Origin of the sequence: Nocardioides sp. T2.26MG-1, assembly GCF_950101795.1 — a bacterium.
Lineage (GTDB): Bacteria > Actinomycetota > Actinomycetes > Propionibacteriales > Nocardioidaceae > Nocardioides.
In genome coordinates this window covers 111,302-125,281 of the sequence record NZ_CATNLZ010000001.1, presented here as the reverse complement: position 1 = coordinate 125,281, position 13,980 = coordinate 111,302, and the positions used below count along the sequence as shown (strand labels likewise).

Sequence of the window (13,980 nt, the reverse complement as noted above, 5' to 3'; positions counted from 1 at the left end):
AGCAACCGTTCGCTCCAGCTGTATGACGTCCCGGTGGGTGGCGGTGGGTCACACGTTGCCGAGGAAGCGGTCCACCTCGATGCGGACCGCGACCCGGGCGGGGTTGACCCGCGGCTGGCGGTATCGGGTCGCGTAGCGCTCGACCGCCCGGCGTACCGACTCGTCGTCCTCGCGCACCTCGCCGCGTCCCTCGATCGTCGACCAGCGTCGCCCGTCGACCTGGCAGGCGGCGAGCGTCGGGCTGCCCTGGACGTGCCGCACCTTGGCCGAGGTGCGCGAGGTGATCACCCAGGCGCAGCGCTGCTCGACGTCGACCGTGACCCCTACGGGGACCACGTGCGGGCTGCCGTCGGCGCGCAGGGTCGTCAGCGTGCACAGGTGCCGCTCGGTCCAGAAGTCCAGCAGGTCCTGGGGGAACGCGTCCCAGTCCGGTCGCCACGAGGTCACCCGGCGATCCTGCCATGTCAACCAGGGTTGACAGATCGGATCCGTCAACCTATGTTGACAGGCATGACCGAGACGAGCGACGCGGCCGCCACCGCGACCGCGGCCACCGACGCGGATCCCCGGGTGGGGCTGCGGGCGGTGCGTGCGCTGCGGCGCCTGGTCGAGCACCTCGAGGCGACCCAGGTCCGGCGGGCCCGGGCCGCCGGGTGGTCGTGGCAGGAGATCGCCGAGGTGCTCGGCGTCAGCAGGCAGGCCGTGCACAAGAAGCACGGCCGCAGCTGACCTGGACCTGACCGAGAGCTGAGGGAGCGAGAGATGTTCGAGCGATTCACCCGAGCCGCGCGGCGCGTGGTCGAGCAGGCGGTCGAGAGTGCGCGTGAGCAGGGTGCGGCCGAGGTGCGGCCCGAGCACGTGCTGGCCGGGCTGCTGGCCGACGACACCTCGACCGCGGTCCGCGTGCTCGTGGGGATGGGGGCGCCCGTCGAGGAGGTCTGGGGGGTGGTCGCCGGACTGCGCAGCCCGTACGCCGAGGGGCTGGACGCCGACGACGCCGAGGCGCTCAAGGTGCTGGGCATCGACCTCGACGAGGTCGTGCGCCGCATCGGCAGCGACCTCGGGGGCGACGCCGGTGGTGCGGCGTCGCGCCGCGGGCACCTCCGGTTCACCCGCTCCTCGAAGAAGGCGCTCGAGCTGGCGCTCCGCGAGGCGATCCACCTCGGGGACGGGTTCATCGGCACCGAGCACCTGCTGCTGGGTCTCGCGCGCACCGACGACCGCGTCGTCCTCGGGACGCTGGCGGCCTTCGAGATCACGCTGGGAGACCTGCGGAGCGCGGTCGCGGACCTGGACCGCCGTACCGGCTGAGCGCCGCCTGCGGCCGGTGGCAGGATCGGGGCATGACCTACGTCGCCGCCCCTGACCGCTACGACACCGACGCCACCGGGATGCGCTACCGCTTCACCGGTCGCAGCGGGCTGCAGCTGCCGGTGATCTCGCTGGGGCTCTGGCAGAACTTCGGTGACGACCGTCCCGAGGAGACCCAGCGCGCGATCCTGCGCCGCGCCTTCGACCGGGGCGTGACCCACTTCGACCTCGCGAACAACTACGGCCCGCCGTACGGCCGGGCGGAGGAGAACTTCGGGCGCTACCTGCGCGAGGACTTCGCGTCCTACCGCGACGAGCTGGTCATCTCCACGAAGGCCGGCTACGACATGTGGCCCGGGCCGTACGGCCAGGGCGGCGGCTCGCGCAAGTACGTGCTCGCCTCGCTCGACCAGTCGCTGGGCCGCATGGGGCTCGACTACGTCGACATCTTCTACAGCCACCGCTTCGACCCCGAGACGCCGCTCGAGGAGACGATGATGGCGCTCGACCACGCGGTGCGGCAGGGCAAGGCGCTGTACGCCGGCATCTCGTCGTACTCCGCCGCGAAGACCAACGAGGCGGCCGCGATCGCCCGCGACCTCGGCACGCCGCTGCTGATCCACCAGCCGTCGTACTCCATGCTCAACCGCTGGATCGAGGAGGACCTCCTCGACGAGCTCGAGCAGCAGGGCATGGGCTGCATCGTGTTCTCTCCGCTGGCCCAGGGACTGCTGACCGACCGCTACCTCGACGGCGTGCCGGCCGACTCGCGCGCCGCCCGCCAGGGATCCTCGCTGCCCGGCGACCACCTCGACGAGGCCACGCTCACCCACGTCCGCCGGCTCAACGACCTGGCGCAGTCGCGCGGGCAGAGGCTCGCCCAGCTCGCGCTGCAGTGGGCGGTGCGCGACCCGCGGGTGACGTCGGCGGTGATCGGCGCGAGCTCGGTCGAGCAGCTCGACGCCAACCTCGACGCGCTGAGCTTCCCGGACCTCACGGACGAGGAGCTCACGGCCATCGACGGCCATGCCGTCGAGGCGGGGATCAACCTCTGGGCGCGGTCGACCGCGGAGTGACGGCCCGGTCCGGGCCGTCCTCCCAGCGCTGGCAGCCGACGAGGACGACGGCGGCCAGCAGCGCGCCCGCGACGATGTCGATGACGTAGTGCTCGGCGGTGTAGACCAGTGCGGTCGACATCGCAAGCGGGTAGCTCGAGCCGCCACCGCGTCATGAGCCGATTCTGGGAGCCGTGCGCTGTCGTCTCTGGGCCGGTGGTCGTCGTCTCGTTCAACTGGACGCCACCTAAACCGGGTGCCGGTCACCGCCGCATGCCGGACAATGCTCCGACGTGGGACACGTGGACGTGGCCGGGGTGCGGTACGAGCTCCCCGACGGGAGAGTGCTGCTGGACGACGTGTCGTTCCGGGTCGGCGAGGGCGCCAAGGTCGCGCTGGTCGGCGCGAACGGTGCCGGCAAGACCACGTTGCTGCGGATCATCACCGGTGACCTGGTCCCCCACGCGGGCGTCGTGACCCGGTCGGGCGGACTGGGGGTGATGCGGCAGATGGTGGGGGCCGGGCTCGGCGAGGCGCCCACCGTCGCCGACCTGCTGCTCAGCGTGGCGCCGGCCCGGGTCCGCGCCGCGGCGTACGACGTCGACGCCTGCGAGCGGGCGCTGATGGACACCGACGACGAGAGGTCGCAGATGGCCTACGCCCACGCGCTCTCGGAGTACGCCGACGCCGGTGGCTACGACCTCGAGGTCACGTGGGACGTGTGCGCCACCGCCGCCCTCGGGATGCCGTTCGACCGCGTGAAGTACCGCGAGCTCGGCACGCTGTCGGGCGGAGAGCAGAAGCGGCTGGTGCTGGAGTACCTGCTGCGAGGGCCTGACGAGGTGCTGCTGCTCGACGAGCCCGACAACTTCCTCGACGTGCCCGGCAAGATCTGGCTCGAGGAGCGGATCCGCGAGTCCGCCAAGACCGTGCTGATGATCAGCCACGACCGTGAGCTGCTCAACAACACCGCCACCCGCGTGGTCACCGTCGAGCTCGGCGCGGCGGGGAACACCGTGTGGACCCACCCGGGCGGCTTCGGCTCCTACCACCAGGCGCGCGCCGACCGGTTCGCGCGCTTCGAGGAGCTGCGCCGGCGCTGGGACGAGGAGCACGCGAACCTCAAGCAGCTGGTGCTGCACTACAAGATCAAGTCCGAGTACAACGACGGCATGGCCTCGCAGTACCGCGCGGCCCAGACCCGGCTGCGCAAGTTCGAGGAGGCCGGCCCACCGACCGAGCAGCCACGCGAGCAGCAGGTCACGATGCGGCTCAAGGGCGGCCGCACCGGCAAGCGCGCCGTGGTGTGCGAGCAGCTCGAGCTCACCGGGCTGATGAAGCCCTTCGACCTCGAGGTCTGGTACGGCGAGCGCGTGGCCGTGCTCGGCTCGAACGGGTCGGGCAAGTCCCACTTCCTCCGGCTCCTGGCCGCGGGCGGCACCCGTCCGGACAAGGAGCACGAGCCGGTCGGCGACGCTCTCTCCCAGGGAGTGATCAAGCCGGTCCAGCACCGGGGCCTGGCCAAGCTCGGGGCGCGGGTGCGTCCCGGATGGTTCGTCCAGACCCACGAGCACCCCGAGCTGGTCGGCCGCACGCTGCTGGAGATCCTGCACCGCGGCGACGAGCGCCGCGACGGCATGGGCCGCGAGCAGGCCAGCCGGGTGCTCGACCGCTACGAGCTCGCGCACGCCGGGGAGCAGCGGTTCGAGTCGCTGAGCGGCGGCCAGCAGGCCCGGTTCCAGATCCTCCTGCTGGAGCTGTCCGGAGCGTCCCTGCTGCTGCTCGACGAGCCGACCGACAACCTCGACGTGCAGTCGGCCGAGGCGCTCGAGGAGGGGCTCGAGGCGTTCGAGGGAACGGTGCTGGCGGTCACCCACGACCGCTGGTTCGCCCGCGGCTTCGACCGGTTCCTGGTGTACGGCTCGGACGGCGAGGTCTACGAGTCCGACGGCCCGGTGTGGGACGAGGGCCGGGTGCAGCGGGCCCGATGAGCGACCCGGTGGAGCACACGATCGTCGAGGTCGACCCGTTCGACCGCGAGCTGTTCGACGCGTGGCACCAGGCCTACCTCGACGCGGAGCTGGCCGCTCCCGAAGGCGTCACGTCGCCGTGGCAGGTCGAGGAGGTGCGGGCGATGATGCAGGACCAGGGCACCCGGCACCGGCTGCTCGGCTACGCCGGCCTGGTCGGCGACCGCGTGGTCGGCTCCGGATTCGTACGGCTGCCGCTGCTCGACAACACCGACACCGCCGAGATCATGGTCCACGTCGTGCCGGGCGCGCGGCGCCGCGGCCACGGGTCCGCGATGCTCGCCCACCTCGAGAGGGTGGCCCGCGAGCACGGCCGCACGGTGCTGCAGGCCGAGTCGTTCTGGCCGTACGACGCCGGGCCGGACGGCACCGGTGAGCCGGGCCCGTCGTTCGCTGCTGCCCGGGGGTTCACGCTGGCGCTCGGCGACGTGAAGCGGGTGCTCCGGCTGCCGGTGGCCGCCGGCCTGCTCGACGAGCTCGCGGCCGAGACGGCGCTGCACCACGACGGCTACGTCCTGCGCTCGTGGGCCGGCCCGGTGCCCGACGAGCTGGCCGAGGGCTGGGTGCGCCTGACCGCGACCCTCGGGACCGAGGCGCCCGCGGGAGAGATGCACCGTGAGGAGGAGACGGCCGACGTGGCCGTGCTGCGCGAGGCGGAGGCCAACCAGGCCCGGCAGGGCCGAACGAAGTACAACACCGTGGCCCTCGACCCGTTGGGCGAGGTGGTCGCCTACACCGACGTCGCGACGACGATCCACGAGCCCGGGAGGGCCTACCAGTGGGGGACGCTGGTGCGACCCGACGCCCGCGGGCACCGGCTGGGCCTGGCGGTGAAGGTCGCCAACCTCCGGCTGCTGCAGGCCGAGCGGCCCGACATCGAGCTGCTCACGACGTACAACGCCGAGGTCAACGCGCACATGGTCGCGGTCAACGACCGGCTTGGCTTCACGCCGATCGGACGGCTGGGGGAGTTCCAGCACCGGCTGATGCCGAACGCAGACGAGGGCCCCACCGGCTGACGGGAGACGGACCTGCTGGCCGGTGGGGCCTCCGATCCCATCTCGGAGGCGAGAGGGGTCTGTGGCGGAGCTGGATCAGGGGCGGGATCAGGAGTTGGAGGCGTTCGCGTCCGAGTCCAGCTCGAGGGTGACGGTCTTGGTGTCCCCGTCGTGCTCGTAGGTGACGGTGACCTTGTCGCCGGGCCGGTAGGACCGGATCGTGGCCACCAGTGAGTCGGCGTCGGTGATCAGGTGGTCGTCGACCTTGGTGATGACGTCGCCCTTGGCCAGGCCGGCGTTGTCGGCGGTCGAGCCGTTGGTGACCTCCTGGATCTCCGCGCCCTGGCTGACCACGGCGCCGGGCTGCGCGGCGACCGGGGAGACCGAGATGCCGAGCCGGGCGTGGGTCGGGGTCTCGCCGTTGCGCATCTGCTCGACGATCGGCATGACCTCGTCCATGGGGATCGCGAACCCGAGGCCGATCGAGCCGGCCTCCCCCTGCGAGTTGCTGGCGGTGCGGATCGAGGAGTTGATGCCGACGACGTTGCCGTCGAGGTCGGCGAGGGCGCCGCCGCTGTTGCCGGGGTTGATCGCCGCGTCGGTCTGGATGGCCGGGTACGTCGTGCTGTTGCCCTGGCCGTCGGAGCCGACGTCCACGGGCCGGTCCAGGGCGCTGACGATGCCGCTGGTCACGGTCGAGTCGAGGCCGAACGGCGAGCCGATCGCGACCACGCTCTCGCCGACCTTGAGGTCGCCGGACTTGCCGATGGTCGCCGGCGTCAGCCCGGACACGTCCTGGGCCTTGATCACGGCGGTGTCGGTCAGCGGATCGGTGCCGAGGACCTCGGCCTTCGCCGTCGAGCCGTCGTTGAACGAGACACTGATCGAGCCGCCGTTGCCGGCGACCTCGACCACGTGGTTGTTCGTGAGGATCTCCCCGTCGGAGCTGAGGATGATGCCCGAGCCGGAGCCGGCGCCCTGGGCGCCGGAGACGTCGATCTTGACCACCGAGGGGAGCACCTTGGCCGCGACCTGCTCGACCGAGCCGGCCGGCGCCTCGGAGTCGGGGGTGTCCACGACCTGCGACGTCGTGCGGGTGCCGGGGCTGCCCGCGCTCGAGGATCCCTCGTCATCGAGCGCGCTCCAGGCGGCTGCGCCGCCGACACCCGCAGCGCCACCCGCCACCAGCGCGGTCGCGACGACCGCGGCGGCGAAGCCGGTCCGGCGTGGCCGACGCTGGACCGGCGGCTGAGCCGGCTGCGCCATCGCCGCGGCCGGCGGTCCCCCCGGAGGCGGTCCCTGCGGGGGCTGGCCCTCCGGAGACGGGGAGGAGAAGTACGGGTTCTGCGGCCCCGGTGGCGGACTGGTGGGCTGGTCGTTCATGCCTCAACCATGCGAGGGCAGCCTGTGACGTTGCTGAGACGCCGCTGGGGTGGTCCGAAGAAACGTGGGGCGCGCTCAGTCGTCCTCGGCCTCGACGGTGAGGGTCATCTTCTTCAGCAGCCCGGCGAGGGTCGCCCGCTCGGCAGACGTCAGTGCGTGGACGACGTCGTGTTCCGCGCGGCCGCGCAGGTCCATCGCCTGTCGCCAGATCCGCGCGCCGCTGCGGGTGACCTCGATCTCGACGCGCCGGCGATCGTCGGCGTGGGCGCGGCGCTGGATCCAGCCGGCCTTCTCCAGTGCGTCCAGGCGGCCGGTCATGCCGGCCCCGCTGATGCCGAGATCGGCGGCGAGCGCCGACGGGCTCGCGTGCCCGGGCGTGTCCCGGATCATCAGGTGGTGCAGGGTCTTGTACTCGAAGTCCTGGAGCCCGACCTCCGCCAGCGCCTTCTGGGTGGCGCCGCGGAAGTGCTGGACCAGCCGGCTGATCCGCACCACGATCGCCTCGACGTCGTCCTCGAAGTCGACGTCGATCCAGTGGTCGCGCCAGCGTGCCACGTGCCGGTCCGCCCAGTCCTCCCGCTCGTCGGCGCTCTCCATGAGCCCATCCTAGGGAAAACTTCGTTGACGAATAGTTCGCTGGCGAATTAAATGTGGGAGTGACCTCGCTCGACGACGAGACGGCCCGCGCGGAGCGGCCGCGCCCGCTTCGGCACCGCAACTTCCGCCTGCTGGTGACGGGCAGCGCGACCAGCTCGCTCGGCAACGCGATCGCCCCGGTCGCCCTTGCCTTCGCGGTGCTCGACCTGGGGGGCTCGGCCTCGGACCTTGGGCTGGTGGTCGCGGCGTACGCCCTCGCCGACGTGGTGACCGTCCTGTTCGGCGGCGTGCTCGGCGACCGGGTCGCCCGCCAGGTCCTGATGGAGGGCTCCAACGCCGTCTGCGCACTGAGCCAGGCCGCGGTGGCCGTGCTGATCATCGGGGGATGGGCGACGGTGCCGCTCCTGGCGCTGCTCGGCGTGGTCAACGGTTGCCTCGGCGCGCTGAGCGGGCCCTCGTCCTCGGCGATGACCCGGATGACCGTGCCGCCCGACCTGCTCGGCTCCGCGGTCGCGCTGCGCGGCCTGCTGCAGACGAGCGCGGCCGTGGTCGGGTACGCCGTCGGTGGCGTGCTGGTCGCCGGCGTGGGGCCCGGCTGGGCGATCGGCGTGGATGCTGCGACGTTCGCGGTCGCCGCCTTCTGCTTCGGACGCCTCGACGTCCCGCACACCCGTCCCGAGGGCGCCAGGGCCTCGATGTTCGGCGACATGGCCGAAGGCCTGAGGGAGGTGCTCCGGCACACCTGGCTGTGGCTGCTGATCGGGCAGGCCCTGCTCTACCACCTGTTCTACGGCGGCGCGCAGTCCGTCGTCGGGCCGATCGTGATGGGCGACGAGTTCGGGCGGTCGAGCTGGGGTCTCGCCCTCGGGGTGCTGATGGCCGGCTTCGTCGTCGGCGGGCTCATCTGCCTGCGGTGGAAGCCCCGGCGCGCGCTGTTCATCGGCACGGTCCTGCTCTCGCTCACCGGGACGTTCCCGCTCGCGATGGCGCTGTCCGACCACCTCTGGCCGATCCTCGTCGGCGCCTTCCTCCACGGGGTCGGGCTGCAGATCTTCGACGTGTTCTGGCAGGTGTCGATCCAGGAGAACATCGCCGAGGACAAGCTCGCCCGCGTCTACTCCTTCGACCTCGTGGGCTCGTTCATCGCCCGCCCCATCGGGCTGGCGGCCACCGGCCCCATCGCCGAGGCCGTGGGGTTCGACCACTGGCTCGTCGTCGTCGGGTGCGTGATGAGCGGGTCGGCGCTGATCTCGCTCTCGTCCGGAGACGTGCGGCGGCTGCAGCGGCAGAGCTGAGCCCGGCCGCCCGGTCCAGTCCGCCCCGGCGAGGTTCGCCGCATTCGGCCGCGGGCGGGCTCCGTCTCTGGCACCGTCGAGGCTGCATGCCTACTGGGGGGTTGGTTTCATGAGCACGTCTGTGTCCTCGCGCGCCCGTCGCGCCGTCCATCTGCCGCTCGTCGCGGCCGTCGCCGCCGGAGCGCTCACCTTCGCCGGGCTGCAGACGCTCACGGTGGAGCGTGCCGACGCCACCACGCCGGCGACCTGCACACCGGTGTCCAACGCGTTCGGCCCGGCGACCGGCTGGACCGAGTTCGTCGAGGGCAACGGCAGCCGCGGCGCCGAGTCCGAGGGGGCCATCGCCTACGGCGGCAACCACAGCGCTGGTGGCATGACCGTCAACAAGGACGCCGTCGGGTTCCCGACCGGGGCGGCCGCGCTCGTCGTGGCCGGCAGCCACGGCACGTACAACCTCCAGTACGGCAGCGCCTACCTCAGCCCGCAGACCGGCGTGAACTTCAACGGCGGCGGCCACTACCTGGCCACCAACCCCGTCGACTTCGGCGCCGCGTTCACCCAGCTGCGCGCCCTCTCCGACCAGTGGGGCGCCGCTGCCGCGACGGGCACCGTCACCGCCGGCGTCACCGGCGGCAACGCCGCGCTGGTCCTCGCCGGCACCAGCCCCACGCTCAACGTCTTCAACCTGACCGGTGCCCAGGCCGCCGACCTGGCGGCCGGCAAGCACGTCGGGTACGACGTACCGAGCAGCGCGACCACGATCGTCAACGTCCCCGGGTCGACCGTGGCGATCGCCGGCCAGGCGTGGATCCGCAGCGGTGCGAGCTGGAACCAGGTCAACGACGGCAACGTCAAGGGTGTCTCCAACGGCATCGTGTGGAACTTCCCGGATGCGACCTCGCTGACGCTGGACTACGGCTCGGCCTGGGTCGGTCACCTCTTCGCCCCTCGCGCCGCCGTGAGTGTGACCTCCGCCGGCCACACGATCGGCCAGGTGATCGCGAAGAGCTTCTCCTCGGGGTTCGAGACGCACCTCAACCTGTTCCCCAGCCAGGCGTGCGTCCCGACGCCTCCGAGCACCCCGGGGACGTCCGACGTGACCATCGCCAAGTCGGCGTCGACGGCGACGCCCCACGGCGGCAGCACGTTCAGCTACACGCTGACCGCGACGAACGTCGGCGACGCGACCGCGACCGGCGTCGAGATCCGGGACGCTCTCCCGGGCGGAGTCACCTTCGTGTCCGCCACCTCGCCGTGCACGCAGTCGGCCGGCGTCGTGACCTGCGCCGTCGGCAGCCTCGCCCCGGGCGCGTCCGCCACGGTGACGGTCACGGTGACCGCGAACCCGATCGCCGGCGCCGGCCCGGTCGTCCACCCCGGCGGCGACCACTGGATGACGCCGTACCACCCCGAGATGCAGGTGGACCTGGAGCCGGGGCAGCAGCGGAGCGTCTCGCTGAGCTGCGACCCCGGCGACATCCTCAGTGACGGCAGCTTCCGGGTCGACCACGTCGACCAGGGCACCGGTGTCTTCTCCGACGTGAAGGTCCTCAGCTCGCGGAGCACAGCGACCGACACCTGGAAGGGCGTCATCCGCAACGACGCGACCGGCCGGGTGCAGGCGAAGGCGTTCATCGTCTGCCTGCCCGGCGACACCGAGGGTGGGGACGACGGGCACCGTCACCACCTGTCGGTCGACGCCGCGCCTGTCGCGCTGACCCAGCCCCTGGCCGTCGGCCGCACCGAGGTGACCCTGACCTGCCGTCCCGGCTCGGTGCCGATCGCCCCGGGCTACGACCTCTCGTCGGCGGGTGCCCGCGTGGTCGGCTCGGAGACGAGCTACGCCGCGCGGACCTGGACCTTGACGTTCGAGACGCCGTCGCTGGCCACTGTCACTGCGAGCGCGCTGTGCTTGTCGACGACCACCAGTGCGGTGGGGGGCCACACCCATCAGCTGCGGTTCACGCACGTGGCGAGGACCGTCAGCGTGCCGGGCGTGACGGAAGCCCAAGGCACCGAGTTCAAGGTGACCTGCCCCGACGACGCCAAGGGAGTCGTGGCGACCTTCGACCTGCCGCCGGGCGTCACCACCTGGGGCAACGACCCCCGGCTCAAGGAGCGCGCCTTCCGGTTGTTCAACCAGTCGGGCGCTGCGAAGGACGCGACCCTCGACCTGGTCTGCCTCCACGACCGCGTGGGCACCGACATGGGCACCGACGAGCCGGTGTCCGTGGTCAACACCGCGACCGTCTCGTCCGTCTCGACCGACGCCAACGCGGCCAACAACGCAGCGAGCGCCACCGTGACCGTCGTGCCCGGGTCCTCGACCGCCGGCTTCGCCGGTCGGGCCGTGGTCGGAAGATCGACGGTCAGCCTGCGGGTGCTGTCGTCGATGCCCGGCAAGGGGGCCCTCGCGGTGCGCTCGAAGGGCGCGCTGCTGGCCCGTGGCTCCGTCGGCCTGCGCGCCGGCGGCGCGGTCACGGCCACGCTGCGGCTCACCGACGCCGGGCGCCGGCAGCTGGCCGGGCTCGACCGGGTGGCGGTCAGCGTCGACCCGACGCGCGGCAGGACGGTGCGCCAGAGCGTGGCGGTCCAGCGGTAGGACCCAGGCGGATCAGACCGGCAGGCCGTGGCTGCGCAGCTCGGTGCGCAGCGCGGCCGCGTCGGTGAACAGGATCGCCTGCATGCCGAGCGCCGCGGCGGCGTCGACGTTCGCCTGCTTGTCGTCGACGAAGAGCAGCCGGTCCAGCGGCAGCCCGCTGCGCTCGGCCACGATCCGGAACACCCGGGGGTCGGGCTTCGCGATCTTCTCGGTACCGGACACCACCACGTCGTCGAAGAGCGCCAGCACGTCGAAGTTCTCCGGGGCGTGCGGGTAGAGCTCGTGCGACCAGTTGGTCAGCGCGAACAGCCGCACCTCCGCGGCGTGCAGGTCGCGCACCACGTCCGCGGTCCCGGGCACCTCGCCGACCAGCGACTCCAGGAAGTGCGTGCGGTACGCCAGCGCGTGCTCGAGCCAGTGCGGGTGGCTGCGGCGTACGGCGTCCTCCGCGTCCGCCCACGTGTCCCCGGAGTCGGGGCCGAGGTTCCACGCCCAGAAGTCGAAGTCCTCGGCCTCGAGGAACCGGCGCGCCTCGTCGGGCCCCACCCCCGCCGCGATCGCGGGGAACGGGTCCCAGTCGATCAACACGTTCCCCAGGTCGAACACGACGGCCTCGGGAGTGGCGAACCTGAGACGCTCTCCGGTCACGCCCAGCGCTCGGCGGCCGGGACGAATTCCAATCCCCGCTGGCCGGTGTAGATCTGCTTGGGGCGCGCGATCTTCTGCTCCTTGTCCTGCACCAGCTCGAGCCACTGGGCCAGCCAGCCCGGGGTCCGGCCGATCGCGAACAGCACCGTGAACATCTCCGGCGGGAACTGGAAGGCCTCGTAGATCAGGCCGGAGTAGAAGTCCACGTTGGGGTAGAGCTTGCGCTTGACGAAGTACTCGTCCTCGAGCGCGATCTTCTCCAGCTCCAACGCGATCTCGAGCAGCGGGTTGACGCCGGTGACCTCGAAGACGTCGTCGGCGGCCTTCTTGATGATCTTCGCCCGCGGGTCGTAGTTCTTGTAGACCCGGTGGCCGAAGCCCATCAGCCGCTCGTTGCCGTCCTTCACGCCCTGGATGAAGGACGGGATGTTCGACTTGGTGCCGATCCGGCGCAGCATCCGCAGCACCGCCTCGTTCGCGCCGCCGTGCAGCGGGCCGTAGAGCGCGCCCACGCCGGCCGCGACCGAGGAGTACGGGTCGACCTGGGTCGACCCGACGGAGCGGACGGCGTTGGTCGAGGCGTTCTGCTCGTGGTCGGCGTGCAGGATGAACAGCACGTCGAGGGCCTTGACCAGCCGCTCGTCCGCCTCGAAGCGGTGCTCGCTCATCTTGAACAGCATCGAGAGGAAGTTGGCGGTGTAGCCGAGCTCGTTGTCGGGGTAGACGAACGGCTTGCCCTGCGCGTGCCGGAAGGACCAGGCGCCGAGGGTCGGCATCTTCGCGATCATCCGCACGATCTGCATGTGCCGGTTGTCGGCGTCGCTGATGTTGCGGGCGTCGGGGTAGAACGTCGACAGGGCCCCGACCGACGCCATCAGCATCCCCATGGGGTGCGCGTCGTAGCGGAAGCCCTGCATGAACTCCTTGACGTTCTCGTGCACGAACGTGTGGTAGGTGATCTCGTGCACCCACGCCTCGTACTCGGCCTTGGTCGGCAGGCTGCCGTGGATCAGGAGGTAGGCCACCTCGAGGAAGCTGGAGCTCTCCGCCAGCTGCTCGATGGGGTAGCCGCGGTACTCGAGGATGCCCTTGTCGCCGTCGATGAAGGTGACAGAGCTGCGGCACGAGGCGGTGTTGACGAAGCCCGGGTCGTAGACCGCCAGACCCGGCGACTCCTCCTCGGCCTTGATCTTGCCCAGATCAGCGGCCTTGATGGTGCCGTCGGTGATCGGGACCTCGTACTCCTGTCCGGTGCGGTTGTCGCGGACGGTGAGGGAATCAGTCACGCCCTCAAACTTAGTCTGCGGCGTGGCGGCATGTGAAACCCGGTGTCCGTGGGTGGACAATGGGCGGTTGTCCGGGCAGCGGTCCGCACGCCCGTCGCTTTGACCTGTACGTCGGGCGCCCCGTAGTCTTGTCAGTCGCGCCTCCTGCCGCGCCCGCTCCGATCTTGGTCTCGTGCCACGGGGAGCGGGTGCAGATCCGGACCCCACTGTGTGGGGAGCCGGGCCGTGTTCGTCAGAAGGCGTGGCTCCACCCGCCCGGGAGCAGCAGCTCTCCGGGGCCCGACGAACGAAGAAGGAACCTCCGTGCGCACGTACAGTCCCAAGCCCGGCGACATCCAGCGCGAGTGGCTCGTCATCGACGCCACCGACGTCGTCCTCGGCCGTCTCGCGGTCCAGGCCGCCAACCTGATCCGGGGCAAGCACAAGGCGATGTTCGCCCCCCACGTCGACACCGGTGACTTCGTCATCATCGTCAACGCGGAGAAGGTGGCCCTGTCCGGCGACAAGTCGACCACCAAGATGGCGTACCGGCACTCCGGCTACCCGGGCGGTCTGTCTGCCACGCCGATCGGCGAGATCCTGGAGAAGGACGCCCGCAAGGCCATCGAGAAGGCCGTGTGGGGCATGCTCCCGAAGAACAAGCTCGGCCGTCAGATGCTGAAGAAGCTGAAGGTCTACTCCGGGCCCAACCACCCGCACCAGGCCCAGAAGGCCACGCCGTTCGAGATCAAGCAGATCTCCCAGTAATCCGTCTGTACGAGCACCGAGAAAGCCT

13 protein-coding genes and 1 pseudogene are annotated in these 13,980 nt (G+C 71.3%); 8 read left to right on the top strand and 6 right to left on the bottom strand.

Going from position 1 to position 13,980, the window contains the following annotated elements; all coding sequences use genetic code 11:
• Window positions 1-48: 48 nt before the first annotated feature.
• On the bottom strand, window positions 49-447 hold the full coding sequence (locus tag QQZ14_RS00560) for a TIGR03618 family F420-dependent PPOX class oxidoreductase (RefSeq protein WP_284532204.1): 399 nt from the start codon (window positions 445-447) through the stop codon (window positions 49-51).
• A gap of 63 nt (window positions 448-510) precedes the next feature.
• Between QQZ14_RS00560 and QQZ14_RS00555 the strand changes: the two genes are divergently transcribed.
• From QQZ14_RS00555 to mgrA, 3 genes are read left to right on the top strand one after another with little or no spacing between them, the layout of a single operon-like run.
• Entirely contained in the window at window positions 511-729 is a 219-nt protein-coding gene (locus QQZ14_RS00555) for a helix-turn-helix domain-containing protein (RefSeq protein WP_284532203.1), read from the top strand.
• 33 nt (window positions 730-762) lie between these two features.
• On the top strand, window positions 763-1,311 hold the full coding sequence (locus QQZ14_RS00550) for a Clp protease N-terminal domain-containing protein (protein WP_284532202.1): 549 nt from the start codon (window positions 763-765) through the stop codon (window positions 1,309-1,311).
• 32 nt (window positions 1,312-1,343) lie between these two features.
• Complete coding sequence (gene mgrA / locus QQZ14_RS00545) at window positions 1,344-2,387, top strand: L-glyceraldehyde 3-phosphate reductase (RefSeq protein ID WP_284532201.1); 1,044 nt, start codon at window positions 1,344-1,346, stop codon at window positions 2,385-2,387.
• Here mgrA and QQZ14_RS00540 read toward each other — a convergent pair.
• Window positions 2,356-2,514 (bottom strand): annotated as a pseudogene (locus QQZ14_RS00540) (hypothetical protein); the annotation flags it as partial. The gene mgrA and the pseudogene QQZ14_RS00540 overlap by 32 nt on opposite strands.
• Before the next feature lie 145 nt (window positions 2,515-2,659).
• Here QQZ14_RS00540 and QQZ14_RS00535 point away from each other — a divergent pair.
• Both QQZ14_RS00535 and QQZ14_RS00530 read left to right on the top strand, forming a co-directional pair.
• Window positions 2,660-4,357, top strand: coding sequence for an ABC-F family ATP-binding cassette domain-containing protein (locus tag QQZ14_RS00535; RefSeq protein ID WP_284532200.1), 1,698 nt, complete (start codon window positions 2,660-2,662; stop codon window positions 4,355-4,357).
• Window positions 4,354-5,415, top strand: coding sequence for a GNAT family N-acetyltransferase (locus tag QQZ14_RS00530; RefSeq protein WP_284532199.1), 1,062 nt, complete (start codon window positions 4,354-4,356; stop codon window positions 5,413-5,415). Before QQZ14_RS00535 ends, QQZ14_RS00530 begins: the two co-directional genes overlap by 4 nt.
• Before the next feature lie 87 nt (window positions 5,416-5,502).
• Here the strand turns inward: QQZ14_RS00530 and QQZ14_RS00525 are convergent, their stop codons facing one another.
• Together QQZ14_RS00525 and QQZ14_RS00520 are read right to left on the bottom strand one after the other, a co-directional pair.
• The gene (locus QQZ14_RS00525) at window positions 5,503-6,777 is read right to left on the bottom strand and encodes a S1C family serine protease (RefSeq protein WP_284532198.1); all 1,275 of its coding nucleotides are present in this window, start codon (window positions 6,775-6,777) and stop codon (window positions 5,503-5,505) included.
• A 75-nt stretch (window positions 6,778-6,852) separates the two neighbouring features.
• Window positions 6,853-7,374 carry a MarR family winged helix-turn-helix transcriptional regulator gene (locus QQZ14_RS00520; RefSeq protein ID WP_284532197.1) on the bottom strand — a complete coding sequence of 174 codons (522 nt, stop codon included), beginning with the start codon at window positions 7,372-7,374 and terminating at the stop codon, window positions 6,853-6,855.
• 59 nt (window positions 7,375-7,433) lie between these two features.
• Between QQZ14_RS00520 and QQZ14_RS00515 the strand changes: the two genes are divergently transcribed.
• Both QQZ14_RS00515 and QQZ14_RS00510 read left to right on the top strand, forming a co-directional pair.
• On the top strand, window positions 7,434-8,669 hold the full coding sequence (locus QQZ14_RS00515; protein WP_284532196.1) for an MFS transporter: 1,236 nt from the start codon (window positions 7,434-7,436) through the stop codon (window positions 8,667-8,669).
• 109 nt (window positions 8,670-8,778) lie between these two features.
• Complete coding sequence (locus QQZ14_RS00510; protein WP_284532195.1) at window positions 8,779-11,271, top strand: choice-of-anchor A family protein; 2,493 nt, start codon at window positions 8,779-8,781, stop codon at window positions 11,269-11,271.
• A 12-nt stretch (window positions 11,272-11,283) separates the two neighbouring features.
• Here the strand turns inward: QQZ14_RS00510 and QQZ14_RS00505 are convergent, their stop codons facing one another.
• Both QQZ14_RS00505 and QQZ14_RS00500 read right to left on the bottom strand, forming a co-directional pair.
• Window positions 11,284-11,919, bottom strand: coding sequence for an HAD family hydrolase (locus QQZ14_RS00505; protein WP_284532194.1), 636 nt, complete (start codon window positions 11,917-11,919; stop codon window positions 11,284-11,286).
• Window positions 11,916-13,205: a citrate synthase gene (locus tag QQZ14_RS00500; protein ID WP_284532193.1), complete on the bottom strand. Its 1,290-nt coding sequence runs from the start codon at window positions 13,203-13,205 to the stop codon at window positions 11,916-11,918. The genes QQZ14_RS00505 and QQZ14_RS00500 overlap by 4 nt, the downstream gene beginning before the upstream one ends.
• 303 nt (window positions 13,206-13,508) lie before the next feature.
• Here QQZ14_RS00500 and rplM point away from each other — a divergent pair, with 303 nt between their 5' ends.
• Complete coding sequence (rplM, locus tag QQZ14_RS00495; RefSeq protein WP_284532192.1) at window positions 13,509-13,952, top strand: 50S ribosomal protein L13; 444 nt, start codon at window positions 13,509-13,511, stop codon at window positions 13,950-13,952.
• Window positions 13,953-13,980: the final 28 nt, after the last annotated feature.

Coding starts and splice junctions, on each gene's coding strand:
- QQZ14_RS00555 (WP_284532203.1), top strand. CDS start 511: ATGACCGAGACGAGCGACGCGGCCGCCACCGCGACCGCGGCCACCGAC.
- QQZ14_RS00550 (WP_284532202.1), top strand. CDS start 763: ATGTTCGAGCGATTCACCCGAGCCGCGCGGCGCGTGGTCGAGCAGGCG.
- mgrA (WP_284532201.1), top strand. CDS start 1,344: ATGACCTACGTCGCCGCCCCTGACCGCTACGACACCGACGCCACCGGG.
- QQZ14_RS00530 (WP_284532199.1), top strand. CDS start 4,354: ATGAGCGACCCGGTGGAGCACACGATCGTCGAGGTCGACCCGTTCGAC.
- QQZ14_RS00525 (WP_284532198.1), bottom strand. CDS start 6,777: ATGAACGACCAGCCCACCAGTCCGCCACCGGGGCCGCAGAACCCGTAC.
- QQZ14_RS00520 (WP_284532197.1), bottom strand. CDS start 7,374: ATGGAGAGCGCCGACGAGCGGGAGGACTGGGCGGACCGGCACGTGGCA.
- QQZ14_RS00510 (WP_284532195.1), top strand. CDS start 8,779: ATGAGCACGTCTGTGTCCTCGCGCGCCCGTCGCGCCGTCCATCTGCCG.